The organism is Enterobacter sp. BNK-18 (genome assembly GCF_047456135.1).
GTDB lineage: Bacteria > Pseudomonadota > Gammaproteobacteria > Enterobacterales > Enterobacteriaceae > Enterobacter > Enterobacter ludwigii.
Genome location: NZ_CP179899.1, coordinates 4,169,346 through 4,186,352, shown reverse-complemented (window position 1 = coordinate 4,186,352; position 17,007 = coordinate 4,169,346). Strand labels below are relative to the sequence as shown.

The 17,007-nt window shown below is 53.2% G+C and carries 9 protein-coding genes, 2 tRNA genes and 3 rRNA genes; 7 read left to right on the top strand and 7 right to left on the bottom strand.

All coding sequences use genetic code 11. The annotated features are described in order from the left end of the window. Positions 1-44 precede the first annotated feature (44 nt). The 4 genes from cutA to ACMGG3_RS20085 all read left to right on the top strand — a co-directional run bounded on the left by cutA (position 45) and on the right by ACMGG3_RS20085 (position 2,874). Positions 45-368 carry a divalent cation tolerance protein CutA gene (gene cutA, locus ACMGG3_RS20100; protein ID WP_044857998.1) on the top strand — a complete coding sequence of 108 codons (324 nt, stop codon included), beginning with the start codon at positions 45-47 and terminating at the stop codon, positions 366-368. After that, a complete protein-coding gene (locus ACMGG3_RS20095; RefSeq protein ID WP_262105246.1) occupies positions 344-2,047 on the top strand; it encodes a protein-disulfide reductase DsbD in 1,704 nt (567 codons plus the stop codon). Before cutA ends, ACMGG3_RS20095 begins: the two co-directional genes overlap by 25 nt. A 49-nt stretch (positions 2,048-2,096) precedes the next feature. Beyond that, positions 2,097-2,672: a transcriptional regulator gene (locus ACMGG3_RS20090; protein WP_041162383.1), complete on the top strand. Its 576-nt coding sequence runs from the start codon at positions 2,097-2,099 to the stop codon at positions 2,670-2,672. 126 nt (positions 2,673-2,798) lie between these two features. Next, positions 2,799-2,874, top strand: a tRNA-Phe gene (locus ACMGG3_RS20085). A 315-nt stretch (positions 2,875-3,189) separates the two neighbouring features. Here the strand turns inward: ACMGG3_RS20085 and rrf are convergent. The 4 genes from rrf to ACMGG3_RS20065 form a co-directional block, all read right to left on the bottom strand. After that, positions 3,190-3,305, bottom strand: a 5S ribosomal RNA gene (gene rrf, locus ACMGG3_RS20080). Between the two features lie 63 nt (positions 3,306-3,368). Further along, a 23S ribosomal RNA gene (locus tag ACMGG3_RS20075) occupies positions 3,369-6,274 on the bottom strand. A 192-nt stretch (positions 6,275-6,466) separates the two neighbouring features. Beyond that, a tRNA-Glu gene (locus ACMGG3_RS20070) sits at positions 6,467-6,542 on the bottom strand. Positions 6,543-6,627: 85 nt separating this feature from the next. Then, positions 6,628-8,167: ribosomal RNA gene (locus ACMGG3_RS20065) — 16S ribosomal RNA — on the bottom strand. The 16S, 23S and 5S rRNA genes sit together here with 1 tRNA gene alongside, the layout of an rRNA operon. Before the next feature lie 493 nt (positions 8,168-8,660). Between ACMGG3_RS20065 and ACMGG3_RS20060 the strand changes: the two genes are divergently transcribed. After that, entirely contained in the window at positions 8,661-9,614 is a 954-nt protein-coding gene (locus tag ACMGG3_RS20060) for a nickel/cobalt transporter (protein ID WP_025206367.1), read from the top strand. Between the two features lie 32 nt (positions 9,615-9,646). Here ACMGG3_RS20060 and proP read toward each other — a convergent pair whose 3' ends face one another. Further along, entirely contained in the window at positions 9,647-11,149 is a 1,503-nt protein-coding gene (gene proP / locus ACMGG3_RS20055; RefSeq protein WP_020882807.1) for a glycine betaine/L-proline transporter ProP, read from the bottom strand. 649 nt (positions 11,150-11,798) lie between these two features. Here proP and kdgT point away from each other — a divergent pair. Next, positions 11,799-12,791, top strand: a complete 993-nt coding sequence (gene kdgT / locus ACMGG3_RS20050; protein WP_014168273.1) for a 2-keto-3-deoxygluconate transporter — start codon at positions 11,799-11,801, stop codon at positions 12,789-12,791. 32 nt (positions 12,792-12,823) lie between these two features. Here the strand turns inward: kdgT and ACMGG3_RS20045 are convergent, their stop codons facing one another. Both ACMGG3_RS20045 and crfC read right to left on the bottom strand, forming a co-directional pair. Continuing rightward, positions 12,824-13,702, bottom strand: coding sequence for a diguanylate cyclase regulator RdcB family protein (locus ACMGG3_RS20045; RefSeq protein WP_414149400.1), 879 nt, complete (start codon positions 13,700-13,702; stop codon positions 12,824-12,826). Next, on the bottom strand, positions 13,699-16,053 hold the full coding sequence (crfC, locus tag ACMGG3_RS20040) for a clamp-binding protein CrfC (RefSeq protein ID WP_020882809.1): 2,355 nt from the start codon (positions 16,051-16,053) through the stop codon (positions 13,699-13,701). Before crfC ends, ACMGG3_RS20045 begins: the two co-directional genes overlap by 4 nt. Before the next feature lie 596 nt (positions 16,054-16,649). Here crfC and ACMGG3_RS20035 point away from each other — a divergent pair. Beyond that, on the top strand, positions 16,650-16,985 hold the full coding sequence (locus ACMGG3_RS20035; RefSeq protein WP_414149399.1) for a zinc ribbon domain-containing protein YjdM: 336 nt from the start codon (positions 16,650-16,652) through the stop codon (positions 16,983-16,985). Positions 16,986-17,007 lie beyond the last annotated feature (22 nt).

Below are 17,007 nucleotides of genomic sequence, written 5' to 3'. Positions count from 1 at the left end.
CTTGCGTGATATAGTGAAGACTTTCGTGATGAGGAGGTCGACTTGTGAACACGCCTGATGCTGTTGTTGTCCTTTGTACCGCCCCTGATGAAGCCTCTGCCCAGGATCTCGCCGCCAAAGTGCTGGCCGAAAAACTGGCAGCCTGCGTGACGCTCCTTCCTGGCGCCACCTCCCTTTACTACTGGGAAGGTAAACTGGAGCAGGAGTACGAAGTCCAGATGTTGCTCAAAACCAATCTGGCGAACCAGCAGGCACTCCTGGACTGCCTCAAATCTCATCATCCTTATCAAACCCCCGAACTGCTGGTATTGTCAGTGGTCCACGGCGACAACGATTATCTCTCATGGCTCAACGCTTCCTTACGCTGATCCTGCTGCTGTGCAGCACATCAGTTTTTGCCGGGTTATTTGACGCTCCCGGCCGTTCGAACGTTATTTCTGCCGACCAGGCATTTGTTTTCGATTTTCAGCAAGACCAGCATGACCTGAATCTTACCTGGCAGATAAAAGAGGGGTATTACCTCTATCGCAAGCAGGTCAGCATCACGCCTGCTCAGGCAAAGGTAGGCCCACTTCAGATGCCTGCGGGCGAGTGGCATGAGGACGAGTTTTTCGGCAAAAGTGAAATCTATCGCCAGCGGTTAAGCGTGCCCGTGACGGTCAATCAGGCCGATAAAGGCGCCACCGTGACCGTCACGTATCAGGGCTGTGCCGACGCGGGCTTCTGCTATCCGCCGGAAACCAAAGTCATTCCGCTGAGCGAAGTTAAAGCGGCCGCCAGTATGCCTGCTCTTCCCGCAGGGGAGAGCACCGGGGTGAAGGACGACGGTCGCACAGCGCTGCCCTTCTCCGCCTTGTGGGCTTTACTGATTGGTATCGGCATCGCCTTCACGCCGTGCGTGCTGCCCATGTATCCGCTTATCTCCGGGATTGTCCTCGGCGGTAAGCAACGCCTTTCAACCGCACGCGCCCTGCTGCTGGCCTTTATCTACGTGCAGGGTATGGCGTTAACCTACACCGCACTGGGCCTCGTGGTTGCTGCTGCCGGACTGCAGTTCCAGGCTGCACTTCAGCACCCTTATGTGCTGGCTGGCCTGTCGATCGTATTTATTCTGCTGGCGCTGTCGATGTTTGGTTTGTTCACCCTACAGCTGCCGTCCGCGTTGCAGACTCGCTTAACGCTGATGAGTAACCGTCAGCAGGGTGGCTCCCCGGGCGGCGTGTTCGTGATGGGTGCCATCGCCGGGTTGATTTGCTCACCGTGCACTACCGCGCCACTGAGCGCGATCCTGCTGTATATTGCCCAGAGCGGTAACATGTGGCTCGGCGGTGGTACGTTGTATCTCTACGCGCTGGGAATGGGTCTGCCATTGATTCTGGTAACGGTATTTGGCAACCGTCTGCTGCCCAAGAGCGGCCCGTGGATGGAGACGGTGAAAACCGCGTTTGGTTTTGTCATTCTGGCGCTGCCGGTGTTCTTGCTCGAGCGTATTATCGGCGACGTCTGGGGGATGCGCCTGTGGGCAATGCTCGGTGTTGCCTTCTTCTGTTGGGCGTTTATCACAAGCCTGGCAGCGAAAAAGCCGTGGATGCGTCTGGTGCAAATCCTCCTGCTCGCCGCCGCGCTGGTGAGCGTACGGCCACTGCAGGACTGGGCATTTGGCACACCTGCGGGACAAACACAGGCGCATTTGAACTTCATCCAGATAAAGAACGTGGATGAACTCAACAGCGCGCTGGCGCAGGCGAAAGGCAAACCGGTCATGCTGGATCTGTATGCGGACTGGTGTGTCGCCTGTAAAGAATTCGAAAAGTACACGTTTAGCGATCCGCAGGTGCAAAGTGCACTGAAAGAGACGGTTCTGCTCCAGGCGAACGTCACCGCCAACAGTACAGCGGATAAGGCACTGCTGAAGCAACTTAACGTGCTGGGTCTGCCAACCATTCTGTTCTTCAATGAACAGGGCCAGGAGCAGCCCGCACAGCGTGTAACCGGGTTTATGGACGCGACGGCATTCAGCGCGCATTTGCGCAATCGCCAACCGTAAACAACACTTGAAACGGGACAAACCGTTGGGAATAACGGAGGAGATAACCGTGCAACGCGAAGACGTACTGGGACAAGCCCTGCAATTACTTGAGATTCAAGGGATCGCCAGCACCACGCTTGAGATGGTAGCCGACCGTATTGATTATCCTCTGGATGAACTCATGCGCTTCTGGCCGGATAAAGAGGCGCTGCTTTACGATGCCCTGCGTTATCTCAGCCAGCAGGTTGATGTCTGGCGCAGACAGCTGATGTTAAATGCAGAACTGACTGCGGAGCAAAAGCTGCTGGCGCGTTATACCGCCCTGAGCGAATGCGTAAGCAACAACCGTTATCCGGGTTGCCTGTTTATTGCCGCCTGCACCTTCTACCCTGACCCCGGCCATCCTATCCATCAACTGGCGGATCAGCAAAAGCGGGCGGCGCATGATTTCACGCACGAACTGCTGACCACGCTCGAAGTGGATGACCCGGCGATGGTCGCTAAGCAGATGGAGCTGGTACTGGAAGGTTGCCTGAGCCGCATGCTGGTAAACCGCAGCCAGGCCGATGTGGATACAGCACACCGTCTGGCCGAAGATATCCTACGTTTTGCGCAGTGTCGTATGGGTGGTGCGCTGACGTAATCTGTCTGAAGAATTTGACCTGTTCGGCGCGTAAACCGTCAGATTGCCGCAAAGTTAAGCAGTTGAACGGCTTTTCCCGAAATAGTGTTGACGATCAGGCGCGATTGCGGTTTAATGCGCTCCGTTGCCCGGATAGCTCAGTCGGTAGAGCAGGGGATTGAAAATCCCCGTGTCCTTGGTTCGATTCCGAGTCCGGGCACCACTATTTAAAGAACCCAGCCTATGGCTGGGTTTTTGCTTTTCTACGTCTGATAAACTCTCCTATAACCACTCTCTGGTCACATCCTCGTAAACCTGTTCCTGCAGTATTTCATGGCGCTTAAAATGGTCCTGTGCACGCTAAATTCCGTACTGATCTGAAGTGGTTGGGGAATCCTGAAGAGAGATGATGGGGTTTGGGGTTACCGTATCGTGGCTTCGCCTTGTCTGGCGGCACTCTTTGGGGCATTCAGATGTGTATTTCGCGCCCCAAAGCAAAAAACCCCGCACCATACGGTACGGGGTTCTTTTAATTGATGCCTGGCAGTTCCCTACTCTCACATGGGGAGACCCCACACTACCATCGGCGCTACGGCGTTTCACTTCTGAGTTCGGCATGGGGTCAGGTGGGACCACCGCGCTAAAGCCGCCAGGCAAATTCTGTTATCTGTATCAGCTGAAAATCGTCTCTCACCGCCAAAACATCTTCGGCGTTGTAAGGTTAAGCCTCACGGTTCATTAGTATCGGTTAGCTCAACGCATCGCTGCGCTTACACACCCGACCTATCAACGTCGTAGTCTTCAACGTTCCTTCAGGAGACTTAAAGTCTCAGGGAGAACTCATCTCGGGGCAAGTTTCGTGCTTAGATGCTTTCAGCACTTATCTCTTCCGCATTTAGCTACCGGGCAGTGCCATTGGCATGACAACCCGAACACCAGTGATGCGTCCACTCCGGTCCTCTCGTACTAGGAGCAGCCCCCCTCAATTCTCCAGCGCCCACGGCAGATAGGGACCGAACTGTCTCACGACGTTCTAAACCCAGCTCGCGTACCACTTTAAATGGCGAACAGCCATACCCTTGGGACCTACTTCAGCCCCAGGATGTGATGAGCCGACATCGAGGTGCCAAACACCGCCGTCGATATGAACTCTTGGGCGGTATCAGCCTGTTATCCCCGGAGTACCTTTTATCCGTTGAGCGATGGCCCTTCCATTCAGAACCACCGGATCACTATGACCTGCTTTCGCACCTGCTCGAGCCGTCACTCTCGCAGTCAAGCTAGCTTATGCCATTGCACTAACCTCCTGATGTCCGACCAGGATTAGCTAACCTTCGTGCTCCTCCGTTACTCTTTGGGAGGAGACCGCCCCAGTCAAACTACCCACCAGACACTGTCCGCAACCCGGATTACGGGTCTACGTTAGAACACCAGCCATTAAAGGGTGGTATTTCAAGGTTGGCTCCACGCAGACTGGCGTCCACGCTTCAAAGCCTCCCACCTATCCTACACATCAAGGACCAGTGTTCAGTGTCAAGCTATAGTAAAGGTTCACGGGGTCTTTCCGTCTTGCCGCGGGTACACTGCATCTTCACAGCGAGTTCAATTTCACTGAGTCTCGGGTGGAGACAGCCTGGCCATCATTACGCCATTCGTGCAGGTCGGAACTTACCCGACAAGGAATTTCGCTACCTTAGGACCGTTATAGTTACGGCCGCCGTTTACCGGGGCTTCGATCAAGAGCTTCGCGTTGCCGCTAACCCCATCAATTAACCTTCCGGCACCGGGCAGGCGTCACACCGTATACGTCCACTTTCGTGTTTGCACAGTGCTGTGTTTTTAATAAACAGTTGCAGCCAGCTGGTATCTTCGACTGATTTCAGCTCCACCCGCAGGGGCTTCACCTACATATCAGCGTGCCTTCTCCCGAAGTTACGGCACCATTTTGCCTAGTTCCTTCACCCGAGTTCTCTCAAGCGCCTTGGTATTCTCTACCTGACCACCTGTGTCGGTTTGGGGTACGATTTGATGTTACCTGATGCTTAGAGGCTTTTCCTGGAAGCAGGGCATTTGTTACTTCAGCACCGTAGTGCCTCGTCATCACACCTCAGCGTTAATAAACGACCGGATTTACCTAATCGTTCCGCCTACATGCTTAAACCGGGACAACCGTCGCCCGGCTAACATAGCCTTCTCCGTCCCCCCTTCGCAGTAACACCAAGTACAGGAATATTAACCTGTTTCCCATCGACTACGCCTTTCGGCCTCGCCTTAGGGGTCGACTCACCCTGCCCCGATTAACGTTGGACAGGAACCCTTGGTCTTCCGGCGAGCGGGCTTTTCACCCGCTTTATCGTTACTTATGTCAGCATTCGCACTTCTGATACCTCCAGCACCCCTCACAGGACACCTTCAACGGCTTACAGAACGCTCCCCTACCCAACAACACATAGTGTCGCTGCCGCAGCTTCGGTGCATGGTTTAGCCCCGTTACATCTTCCGCGCAGGCCGACTCGACCAGTGAGCTATTACGCTTTCTTTAAATGATGGCTGCTTCTAAGCCAACATCCTGGCTGTCTGTGCCTTCCCACATCGTTTCCCACTTAACCATGACTTTGGGACCTTAGCTGGCGGTCTGGGTTGTTTCCCTCTTCACGACGGACGTTAGCACCCGCCGTGTGTCTCCCGTGATAACATTCTTCGGTATTCGTAGTTTGCATCGGGTTGGTAAGCCGGGATGGCCCCCTAGCCGAAACAGTGCTCTACCCCCGAAGATGAGTTCACGAGGCGCTACCTAAATAGCTTTCGGGGAGAACCAGCTATCTCCCGGTTTGATTGGCCTTTCACCCCCAGCCACAAGTCATCCGCTAATTTTTCAACATTAGTCGGTTCGGTCCTCCAGTTAGTGTTACCCAACCTTCAACCTGCCCATGGCTAGATCACCGGGTTTCGGGTCTATACCCTGCAACTTAACGCCCAGTTAAGACTCGGTTTCCCTTCGGCTCCCCTATACGGTTAACCTTGCTACAGAATATAAGTCGCTGACCCATTATACAAAAGGTACGCAGTCACCCCATAAAAGAGGCTCCCACTGCTTGTACGTACACGGTTTCAGGTTCTTTTTCACTCCCCTCGCCGGGGTTCTTTTCGCCTTTCCCTCACGGTACTGGTTCACTATCGGTCAGTCAGGAGTATTTAGCCTTGGAGGATGGTCCCCCCATATTCAGACAGGATACCACGTGTCCCGCCCTACTCTTCGAGTTCACAACCTGTGTGCTTTCGTGTACGGGACTTTCACCCTGTACCGTGCGACTTTCCAGACGCTTCCACTAACACACAAGCTGATTCAGACTCTGGGCTGCTCCCCGTTCGCTCGCCGCTACTGGGGGAATCTCGGTTGATTTCTTTTCCTCGGGGTACTTAGATGTTTCAGTTCCCCCGGTTCGCCTCGTTAACCTATGTATTCAGTTAACGATAGTGTGACGGATCACACTGGGTTTCCCCATTCGGACATCGCCGGGTCAAAGGTTCATATCACCTCGCCGGCGCTTTTCGCAGATTAGCACGTCCTTCATCGCCTCTGACTGCCAGGGCATCCACCGTGTACGCTTAGTCGCTTAACCTCACAACCCGAAGATGTTTCTTTCGATTCATCACCGGTTTGCGAAAATTTGAGAGACTCGAACACACATAACATGTGTGTCGTTTCAATTTTCAGCTTGATCCAGATTTTTAAAGAGCAAATATCTCAAACGTCACCCGAAGATGAGTTTTGAGATATGTCGGCAGGTGACTTTCACTCACGAACCAGCAAGTGGCGTCCCCTAGGGGATTCGAACCCCTGTTACCGCCGTGAAAGGGCGGTGTCCTGGGCCTCTAGACGAAGGGGACACTGAAGTCTCAATCGCAAGACGCCTTGCTATTTACTTTTCATCAGACAATCTGTGTGGACACTACAAAGGCAGGTTCTTTAAGGTAAGGAGGTGATCCAACCGCAGGTTCCCCTACGGTTACCTTGTTACGACTTCACCCCAGTCATGAATCACAAAGTGGTAAGCGCCCTCCCGAAGGTTAAGCTACCTACTTCTTTTGCAACCCACTCCCATGGTGTGACGGGCGGTGTGTACAAGGCCCGGGAACGTATTCACCGTAGCATTCTGATCTACGATTACTAGCGATTCCGACTTCATGGAGTCGAGTTGCAGACTCCAATCCGGACTACGACGCACTTTATGAGGTCCGCTTGCTCTCGCGAGTTCGCTTCTCTTTGTATGCGCCATTGTAGCACGTGTGTAGCCCTACTCGTAAGGGCCATGATGACTTGACGTCATCCCCACCTTCCTCCAGTTTATCACTGGCAGTCTCCTTTGAGTTCCCGGCCGGACCGCTGGCAACAAAGGATAAGGGTTGCGCTCGTTGCGGGACTTAACCCAACATTTCACAACACGAGCTGACGACAGCCATGCAGCACCTGTCTCAGAGTTCCCGAAGGCACCAAAGCATCTCTGCTAAGTTCTCTGGATGTCAAGAGTAGGTAAGGTTCTTCGCGTTGCATCGAATTAAACCACATGCTCCACCGCTTGTGCGGGCCCCCGTCAATTCATTTGAGTTTTAACCTTGCGGCCGTACTCCCCAGGCGGTCGACTTAACGCGTTAGCTCCGGAAGCCACGCCTCAAGGGCACAACCTCCAAGTCGACATCGTTTACGGCGTGGACTACCAGGGTATCTAATCCTGTTTGCTCCCCACGCTTTCGCACCTGAGCGTCAGTCTTTGTCCAGGGGGCCGCCTTCGCCACCGGTATTCCTCCAGATCTCTACGCATTTCACCGCTACACCTGGAATTCTACCCCCCTCTACAAGACTCTAGCCTGCCAGTTTCGAATGCAGTTCCCAGGTTGAGCCCGGGGATTTCACATCCGACTTGACAGACCGCCTGCGTGCGCTTTACGCCCAGTAATTCCGATTAACGCTTGCACCCTCCGTATTACCGCGGCTGCTGGCACGGAGTTAGCCGGTGCTTCTTCTGCGGGTAACGTCAATTGCTGTGGTTATTAACCACAACACCTTCCTCCCCGCTGAAAGTACTTTACAACCCGAAGGCCTTCTTCATACACGCGGCATGGCTGCATCAGGCTTGCGCCCATTGTGCAATATTCCCCACTGCTGCCTCCCGTAGGAGTCTGGACCGTGTCTCAGTTCCAGTGTGGCTGGTCATCCTCTCAGACCAGCTAGGGATCGTCGCCTAGGTGAGCCGTTACCCCACCTACTAGCTAATCCCATCTGGGCACATCTGATGGCAAGAGGCCCGAAGGTCCCCCTCTTTGGTCTTGCGACGTTATGCGGTATTAGCTACCGTTTCCAGTAGTTATCCCCCTCCATCAGGCAGTTTCCCAGACATTACTCACCCGTCCGCCACTCGTCACCCGAGAGCAAGCTCTCTGTGCTACCGTTCGACTTGCATGTGTTAGGCCTGCCGCCAGCGTTCAATCTGAGCCATGATCAAACTCTTCAATTTAAGTTTGATGCTCGTGAATTAAACTTCGTAATGAATTACGTATGTTCACTCAGAGACTTGGTATTCATTTTTCGTCCGAGGACGTTAAGAATCCATGTCACTTTGAGTGCCCACACAGATTGTCTGATAAATTGTTAAAGAGCAGTTGCGACGCGGCTTACAGCTCACCGTCGCGAGGTGGCGTATATTACGCTTTCCTCTTTCAGAGTCAACCCTGAAGTTCAGGATTTTTTCTCTTCAACCGACCGGGTTAACTGTGAAGTGATTCACATCTGCCGTGTCGATGGAGGCGCATTATAGGGAGTTCTCAGCAGGCCGCAACCTAAAAGTTGCAAAAAGATGACTGACTGCTGTATTCCCCAGCAAAACCCCGCTTTATACCCTTTTACGCACAGACTTATCCACAATTGAGGCGGGATCTCTGTGCGATCCTACGGATTAACAGGCAAGATCAACTATACTAGCGACAAATATTCCCCCACCAGGCCACCCCATGACCACACAACAACTGACGCGTGACTGGCGCCTTCCTACAGCAGGCATCATGTTGCTGGCGATCCTCTTAGCCGGGTTTACCCTGCATACGCACTGGAACACCTTTCTTCAGTGGTGCCTTGCCACGCAAATTACCCTGCACCGTTATCTGGTGATGTACCTGCTCCAGCTTAACAACCACCAGTACAGCGGCGGGTTATGGCTATTAACCGGCGCCTTCTTCTATGGCGTGTTGCACGCCATCGGGCCGGGGCATGGGAAATTCATTGTGACGACCTACCTCACGACAAATAAAGAAAGCGAACGGGCCGCCCGGGTCGTTCCTTTTCTTGGCAGCCTGATGCAGGGCGTCAGCGCCATTCTCTTTGTCTTTATTCTGGCGGTAGGGTTTAACCTCGCATCGGGGGATATCAGTACCAGCCGCTGGTACGTCGAGAAGATAAGCGCGGTGCTCATCGGTGCATTTGGTGTATTTGTCATTTACCAGGCGCTGAAAAGCCTGCGGCCTCGCCGGATGGCTATCTCAGCCATCACGCCCCTTCATCAACATAATGAACACTGTGGTTGTGGTCATCACGGTGTAGGTGCAGACCTGGCGCAAGGCGACTGGAAAACCCGGTTGGGCGTCATACTGGCGATTGGTGCGCGTCCGTGCAGCGGGGCGATCATGATCCTGATGTTTTCAAATGCGCTGGGTATTGTTACCTGGGGGATGGCCGCGGTCATGACCATGTCGCTGGGAACGGCGTTGTCGATTATGGGCCTCTCACTGGCGGTACGTTATGCCCGAGAGCGGACGGTGGCCTGGTTTGGCGGCGGGGCTTCACTCAGCTGGCTGGTTCCGGTCTTTAAAATAGCCGGAGGGATAGTCCTGATCCTGTTCGCGACCGTGCTGTTCCTGACGGTACTCCCCATCAGCGCCAATGGCGATTACATCGCCGCAGGCTGCTAATAAAAGAAAACCCGCCAGCGGCGGGTTTTTTATTACTCGTTGATTCGTGGATGCTGGTCAACCAGGCGGGAGCGTTTTTGCTGCAGCTCTTCAATCTCTGCATCAATATCTTCAATCTTCTGCTCTACATTATCGTAGTGTTCGCGCAGGATCTCTTTCGCTTCCTGGATATCAGACGCCGCAGGCGTGGCCCCTTTAAGAGGACGATTCGCCGTCTCCTTCATGGTAATACCGGTAATCAAACCAATCACCGCGATAACCATCAGGTAATAAGCCGGCATCATCAGGTTCTGCGTACTTTCCACCAGCGAGGCGGCAAGCGTCGGGGTCAGACCGGCAATCAGCACCGAGATGTTAAAGGCAGCCGCCAGCGCACTGTACCGAATGTGTGTCGGGAACATCGCAGGCAGCGTCGACGCCATCACCCCGATAAAGCAGTTAAGGATCACAGCCAGCATCAGCAGACCGGCAAAAATCAGACCCAGCACATTACTGTTAATCAGAATAAAGGCCGGGATTGCCAGGGCAAACAGCGCGACACTCCCCAGAATAATGAACGGTCGACGGCCAAAGCGGTCGCTCAACAGCCCCATAATCGGCTGCACAAACAGCATACCCACCATGATGGCGATGATAATCAGCACACCGTGGTCTTCTGAATAGTGCAGGTTATGCGACAGATAGCTCGGCATGTAGGTCAACAGCATGTAGTAGGTCACGTTCGTGGAGATGACCAGACCAATACAGGTCAGCAGGCTGCGCCAGTGCTTCGTCGCAATCTCTTTAAAGGAGACTTTCGGGCCATCCTGCAGTCCTTCGCGGTCGCCCTGCTCCAGCTTCTCAACGTGCTGCTGGAACGCCGGCGTTTCTTCAAGAGCATGACGCAGGTAAAGACCGATAATCCCTAACGGCAGCGCCAGGAAGAACGGAATACGCCAGCCCCAGGAGAGGAAGTTCTCTTCACCGACGACGGTAGAAATCAGCACCACCACGCCCGCACCCAGGACAAACCCGGCAATCGAGCCGAAGTCCAGCCAGCTTCCCATAAAGCCGCGCTTACGGTCCGGGGAATACTCTGCGACAAAGATAGAGGCACCCGTATACTCACCGCCTACGGAGAAGCCCTGGGCCATCTTACAAAGCAGCAGCAGAATCGGAGCCCAGATGCCGATGCTGGCATAGGACGGTATCAGGCCGATACAGAACGTACTGATCGACATAATGACAATGGTGATAGCAAGGATCTTCTGGCGACCATATTTATCGCCAAGCATACCGAAGAACAGACCACCCAGCGGGCGAATCAGGAAGGGGACGGAGAACGTACCCAGCGCGGCAATCATCTGCAGACTGGGGTCGGCGCCGGGGAAGAACACTTTACCTAACGCATAGGCCACAAAGCCGTAAACACCAAAATCGAACCATTCCATCGCATTACCCAGCGAGGCGGCGGTGATCGCTTTGCGCAGTTTGGCGTCATCAATAATGGTGACGTCGCGAAGCGTGATGGGTTTGATTTTTTTCCTTCTGAGCATAGCTATCCTCGTAGACTCGGCCCTGTCCGTTTCACAGTCCCGTATGTGATCTGTGAACCATGGGATCCGCTCCATGCGAATCGCCTTATTCAAGCGTAGCAGGTTTACTTACATTGACGTTTTACGTCGATACAACCGAACCTGTTGACGCCTGCCTGGGCAGTTAATGACCTTTTTACCCTACCAGCGTTTATATTTGTGATCAACTTCACACATATATTTATGTTACGTCAGCTGGCTGCAGTTTTTGTCAATTAGCGCAAATCTGCACGTTCTCAATCGCCATAAAAACACATCCTCACACACGTCATTATTTCCCGGACAACGGAAAATGAAACCCCATTACTTCACATCAGATTTACATAAATTCTAACCCTCCGACGCGCGTTTAAAACGTTTACGTCAATATGTGATGCAGATAACTAAAACACTGTTTTATTTTCATTGAATCATCATTCCAATGATCGCATGATAATTCCGAATACCACGTTCCCGGTGCTGTGGCACCGCGTTTACCAGGATCGCTTTTTTAGTTTTATTGCATGGGTAATGACACCATCGAACCCAAAGACATTCAATTCATTGAATTTATTGATTTATTTTTTAGTTTTTGCCGCCCGCCATGCGGGATACGATTTGAGGGTTATCTATGAAGATTAAAGCCACGATTGAACGCATACCGGGCGGTATGATGCTGGTTCCGCTTGTACTGGGCGCTATCCTGAATACCCTGGCTCCTGAAACCGGCGCTTATTTTGGCGGGTTCACAAAAGGGATGATTACGGGCACCGTTCCCATTCTGGCCGTCTGGTTCTTTTGTATCGGCGCCTCAATTAATTTACGGGCAACAGGCACCGTATTACGGAAATCCGGCACGCTGGTGATTACGAAAATTGCCGTGGCCTGGGTAGTGGCAATGATCTGTGCGATGTTCATTCCGGAGAATGGAATTCAGACCGGATTCTTCGCCGGATTATCGGTTCTGGCAATTGTCTCTGCGATGGATATGACCAACGGCGGTTTGTATGCCAGTCTGATGAACCAGTACGGCACCAAAGAAGAGTCAGGTGCATTTGTCCTGATGTCTCTGGAGTCCGGTCCGCTGATGACCATGCTGATTCTGGGCTCTGCTGGCCTGGCGTCCTTTGAACCCCACCACTTTATCGGCGCGATCCTGCCCTTCCTGATCGGTTTTGCTCTGGGTAACCTGGATCACGATCTGCGTGATTTCTTCAGCAAAGCCACGCCGGTGCTGATCCCGTTCTTCGGTTTTGCGCTGGGTAACACCATCAACCTGAATGTCATCCTCGATACGGGTCTGCTGGGTATCGTGCTGGGCGTGGCGGTGATCATCATCACCGGTATTCCGCTGATTATTGCCGACCGGGTCATTGGGGGAGGAAACGGAACGGCGGGGATCGCCGCCTCTTCAGCCGCAGGTGCAGCCGTGGCCAACCCGGTAATCATTGCGCAGATTAACCCGGCTTTTGAACCGGTGGCCGCGTCCGCGACGGCACTGGTTGCAGCCAGCGTGATTGTGACCGCGATTCTGGTTCCCATCATCACCGCACTGTATGCAAAACGTGTCGGACATGTTGCTGAGGTTCAGACAGAGCCTAAGCCTGTTGAAACACACCACTAACCGGTGCTCCCCCTCCCGGTGAGAGGGGGATTTCAGCCACCAAAAATCTCTTCCACCATCCCATCCACAAGCCGTTTTGCCGAGCACAACCTCGGCATACCCAGCGCGACAGTGTGCCAGCTTTGCGTCACCGACCAGCTCACCGGATGGTTATCCGCCTGACACCAGTCGCCCAGCCAGCCGAGCATGTCTTTATGATCTATCAATCCCCGCGACGCGGGCGTTGTCAGCCACTGATGGTAGAAATGGCGGGTGGAAGGAGAAGCGTTGATGCCCTGCGCAAGATAGTTTGCCGCCATACTGCGTAAGTTATCCTTGAGCATCGCCGCCACGTCTTCATTCGCCAGGCGACAGGCATCACCAAATGCGCCCCAGCGCAGCTCTTCCAGGACGACATAGCAACGCCCGGCCAGCGACCAGCCATCGTAGTGACCGGCTCGCCAGCGGGTAAAAATTTGTTCACTGTGCTCACCCGCCTGCACCGTCAGCCCTCGCTGGGAGAGCGCCTTCTCTTTATAGGCGGCTCGTTGCGTAAAATGAGCGGAAAGCTCAGCGTACTGCTGAATCAGGCCGGGCGATTGCTGGGCCCGCGGGTTAGTCTGCTGACGCAGCGCAATCAATTTGTCTGCCATCAGCGTCAGCGCAAGGTGCCCGGGGTCAAGCATACCGGCCAGCTTTTCCGCCAGCCCCAGGCGCAGCGCCGCATTTTCATTAAGCATACCCGCCATCGCCCAGGGCCGTAGCCGGGTATGCGTCATGATCTCCTGGGTCAAACGCTCACGAAACTGCAGCTGTTGTGGTCCCGGGTGGGGATGACGCGCCGCGTCTACCCCCTGAACCAGATCGACCATAAATTTTGGATGAATACACTCCAGCGTTCGCCCGGGGCCGTCCAGTAGTTGTGTTGTCATGGTTGTTCTGCCGCGAATAGGGTTTGAATATCATCGCGTAACAGTCGGGTATCTTCCTGTATCCACGTCGCAGTCGTGATACTTTGCTTTAACAGCTGGCTGAGCGCTCGGGTCGAATGCTCATTTTGCTGACGTACTGCGAGGCTATCACGCAAACTTTCCTGTAACCCGGTCAGGCATAACGAAAATTCCGCAAAGAACGTTGCCATCCCCGCCGTAACAGAGACATCGACCTGGGCGGTCAAAGCTTTACGGATTTGTTCACAGAACTGATCGATATGCTGCTTGAATTTTTCATGCAGCTGTTCAATGTCAATGACATAGCGTGTGCGTGCAACAACATAATCTTCCCAGCCCCAGCCCGGGTTATTCAGCCAGCGAGAGACGGTTTCACGCATGCTCGCCGCGCCCGCTGGCTGGCCTGCCGGGCGGTGGTCCTGCGCAATGGCATCGTTAAACAGCGCCCGGGTGTTGAAGTTAAGTTGATGCGCCTGAAACGCCGGGAAGCTTATCCGCGCGCGAAAACCCGCATGGCTGAGTTGTTCTTTAATACGCGTTTCGATTGGCCGCATGGCTTCATTCAGCGAGCGCGCCAGCGTCGACTCCAGTTGATCGAAGCGTAACGCCAGCTCCCGGCCGATCTTCGTCTGCGCATCCAGCATGATCAGCTCGCAGGAGGAGCGGATTTTACTCAGCGCAATTTGCGCCTGTCCTTCATCATCCAATACCAGCTGTTTCAGCGCCTGCGGCTCGTCACGGCGAAGATCCCGCGGTTCGATGCCCGCCAGGTCGAGAACAGAGCGGGCGCTAAACACATGGCTAATTGCCTGCTGGAGTGAAGTATTCTGCGACATCATAAAGTCAGCGGTGGCGTTAAGCGCCTGCTCCACTTCATGCTTCACTTCGTCGCTCACCACGCGTTGACGCGTATGCAGCAGGGCCATGTCCTCTTCCAGGCGCGCAATATTCAATTCCAGCGCCTCAAAAGCGACCGTCAGCCCCTGGTAGCGGAAGTCGAGGTACTCTCGGGCGTTTTGGGCGTAGTTAAGCAGCTTATGCGACGCCGAACGCAGAGCGAAGAGCGATGCATTGGCATAGGCGGCATAAATAAGCTTGCGGATCGGCTGTTCAAATAACGAATCTTCCCACAGCAAATCGGCAGCATGACGAATATGGTCGATGTCGTCCAAATCCTCCGTACGCCAGCGGCGTCCCAGCGCGGCTTCGGCAAAATCCTGAACCCAGCGCTGCTCCTTGTGATCCGGTAGCTGACCGTGGGTAGTCATCTCATAACGGGCGCGGTTCGCCAGATACGCCCACATCGACGAAACGGGATAAATTTGCCCCGGCGAAATATTCCCTTTCATTAAGGTGCCGGAGATCATCGCTTTAACCTGTTCTTCATCGTCGCTGTTACGATCTTTCTGATCGAATTTATTGACCAGCGCATACAGCGGAACCGATTTACCGGCGACTGAAATGGCCTGCCGGACCTCTTGATCGGAAATCGATTTGAGCTGGGTGTAATCCATCACCGCCAACACCGCCGACGCGCGAGATAACTGCTCGCTCAGCATTTTTTGCAGATGCGGTTGCCCGGCCTCATTCGGCCCGGGGGTATCAAGCAGCGTCAGTTGCCCAAGGTGGGCATCCAGACCCGCGAGATGCACAAACTCCACTTCAATCACCGGAATGTGTTCGATGGCCGCATATTCAGAGAACGGAAACTCGACGCCCAACGCCTGTGAGAGCCTCACCAGGTCGTTAAGGCTTTTCAGACAATGAAATATCGGCTGCGCACCAAGGTGATGCTTCTCGAAAGCCTCACCTTTTTCAATTCTTTCCAGCAGCGTAATCATGTCCTTATCAATTTCCAGACGCTGCGCCAGCTTCCCGCGATCGTAATCGCAGAGCTTTTTCTGTAACAGGAGGATTAATTCATCGATAGGAGAGACGTGAGCAAAATGGAGCACCGGCTCTTTCTGACCCGGCGTATGACGGATCAATGTCGGAAGCGCCGTCATCGGGCGGTTGCGGTTCGGCAACACTTCGGTTCCGACAATGGCATTAATGGTGGTCGATTTCCCCGCTTTCATGGTGCCCACAATTGCCAGCACCATTTCCAGACGGGTTATTTTCCGTAATTCATTATTCAGCATAGCCTGCTGGGCTTCGACACCCCGCGCACTAAAATGCAAAGGTAAGACGTTGTTCTTTTCACCCGTAATGGCTGCGGCGGTGCTTTCTAGCTTCGCCGTCGGCATTGATTTCAACGTATCAAGATTTTGCAGGGCGAGCTGTAACAAACGCTCTGCTTCCTGGCTTAATTCAAAAATGGTCTGTGTGTGCATGATAAAAGCCTTTCCTTAACGCAAATTTATTACTTTTATTAAGCCACTGGTTTTAATTATGTTGTTCAGGCTTATATGATCACGTGTGGAAAACATGTTCACCGAAATATAACTGATTGAAGATAATCAGAAATAAATCGCTATCCTTGCATGGCGTGTAAAGCTTCCCCTCTGGCATGACAGCCAAAAGATAAAAGCCTGGCCCATTTTTAAGAAACTTCAGGATATATCATCATTATTTACCCACCTAAAAAGAGAGGTAATGCGTCACCGCCATAAGATATGGATGACGGGGAAGTCAGGAGATAAATAACAATGTGTCGCTTCACCTTATCCGAAATGGAGGTGCGTAGCAATTTGCTGCAATAAAATATTCGATATATTTACTGCCATTTCTTTCCACCGTGTTAATGCCGTAAGCATCGCTTAACTGACTGACAGGAAATGTCACTGGCGACACGCTTTTTGCTTTTTTTTTAAATAGAATATCACCGACAACGGTGTGGATTTGCGTTATACTTGCCCCCTTTTTCGGCACCCAGCCGTCATTTTGCTGGCACTTTCCAGCGTGTTACGCACTTTTTGAGGATACCCTTATGCAACTCCCACACTGCCCGAAATGCAATTCTGAATACACCTATGAAGATAATGGCATGTTCATCTGCCCGGAATGCGCTCACGAATGGAATGACGCCGAGCCGTCGCACGATACTGATACGCTTGTTGTAAAAGATGCGAACGGTAATCTGCTGGCTGTTGGCGACAGCGTCACCGTGATTAAAGATTTGAAGGTTAAAGGCAGCTCTTCCATGCTGAAGATCGGCACTAAAGTGAAGAATATCCGTCTGGTAGAAGGCGACCATAATATTGACTGCAAAATTGACGGCTTTGGCCCGATGAAACTGAAATCAGAGTTTGTGAAAAAGAACTGATTTACCCGCCCGGTGGCGCTTC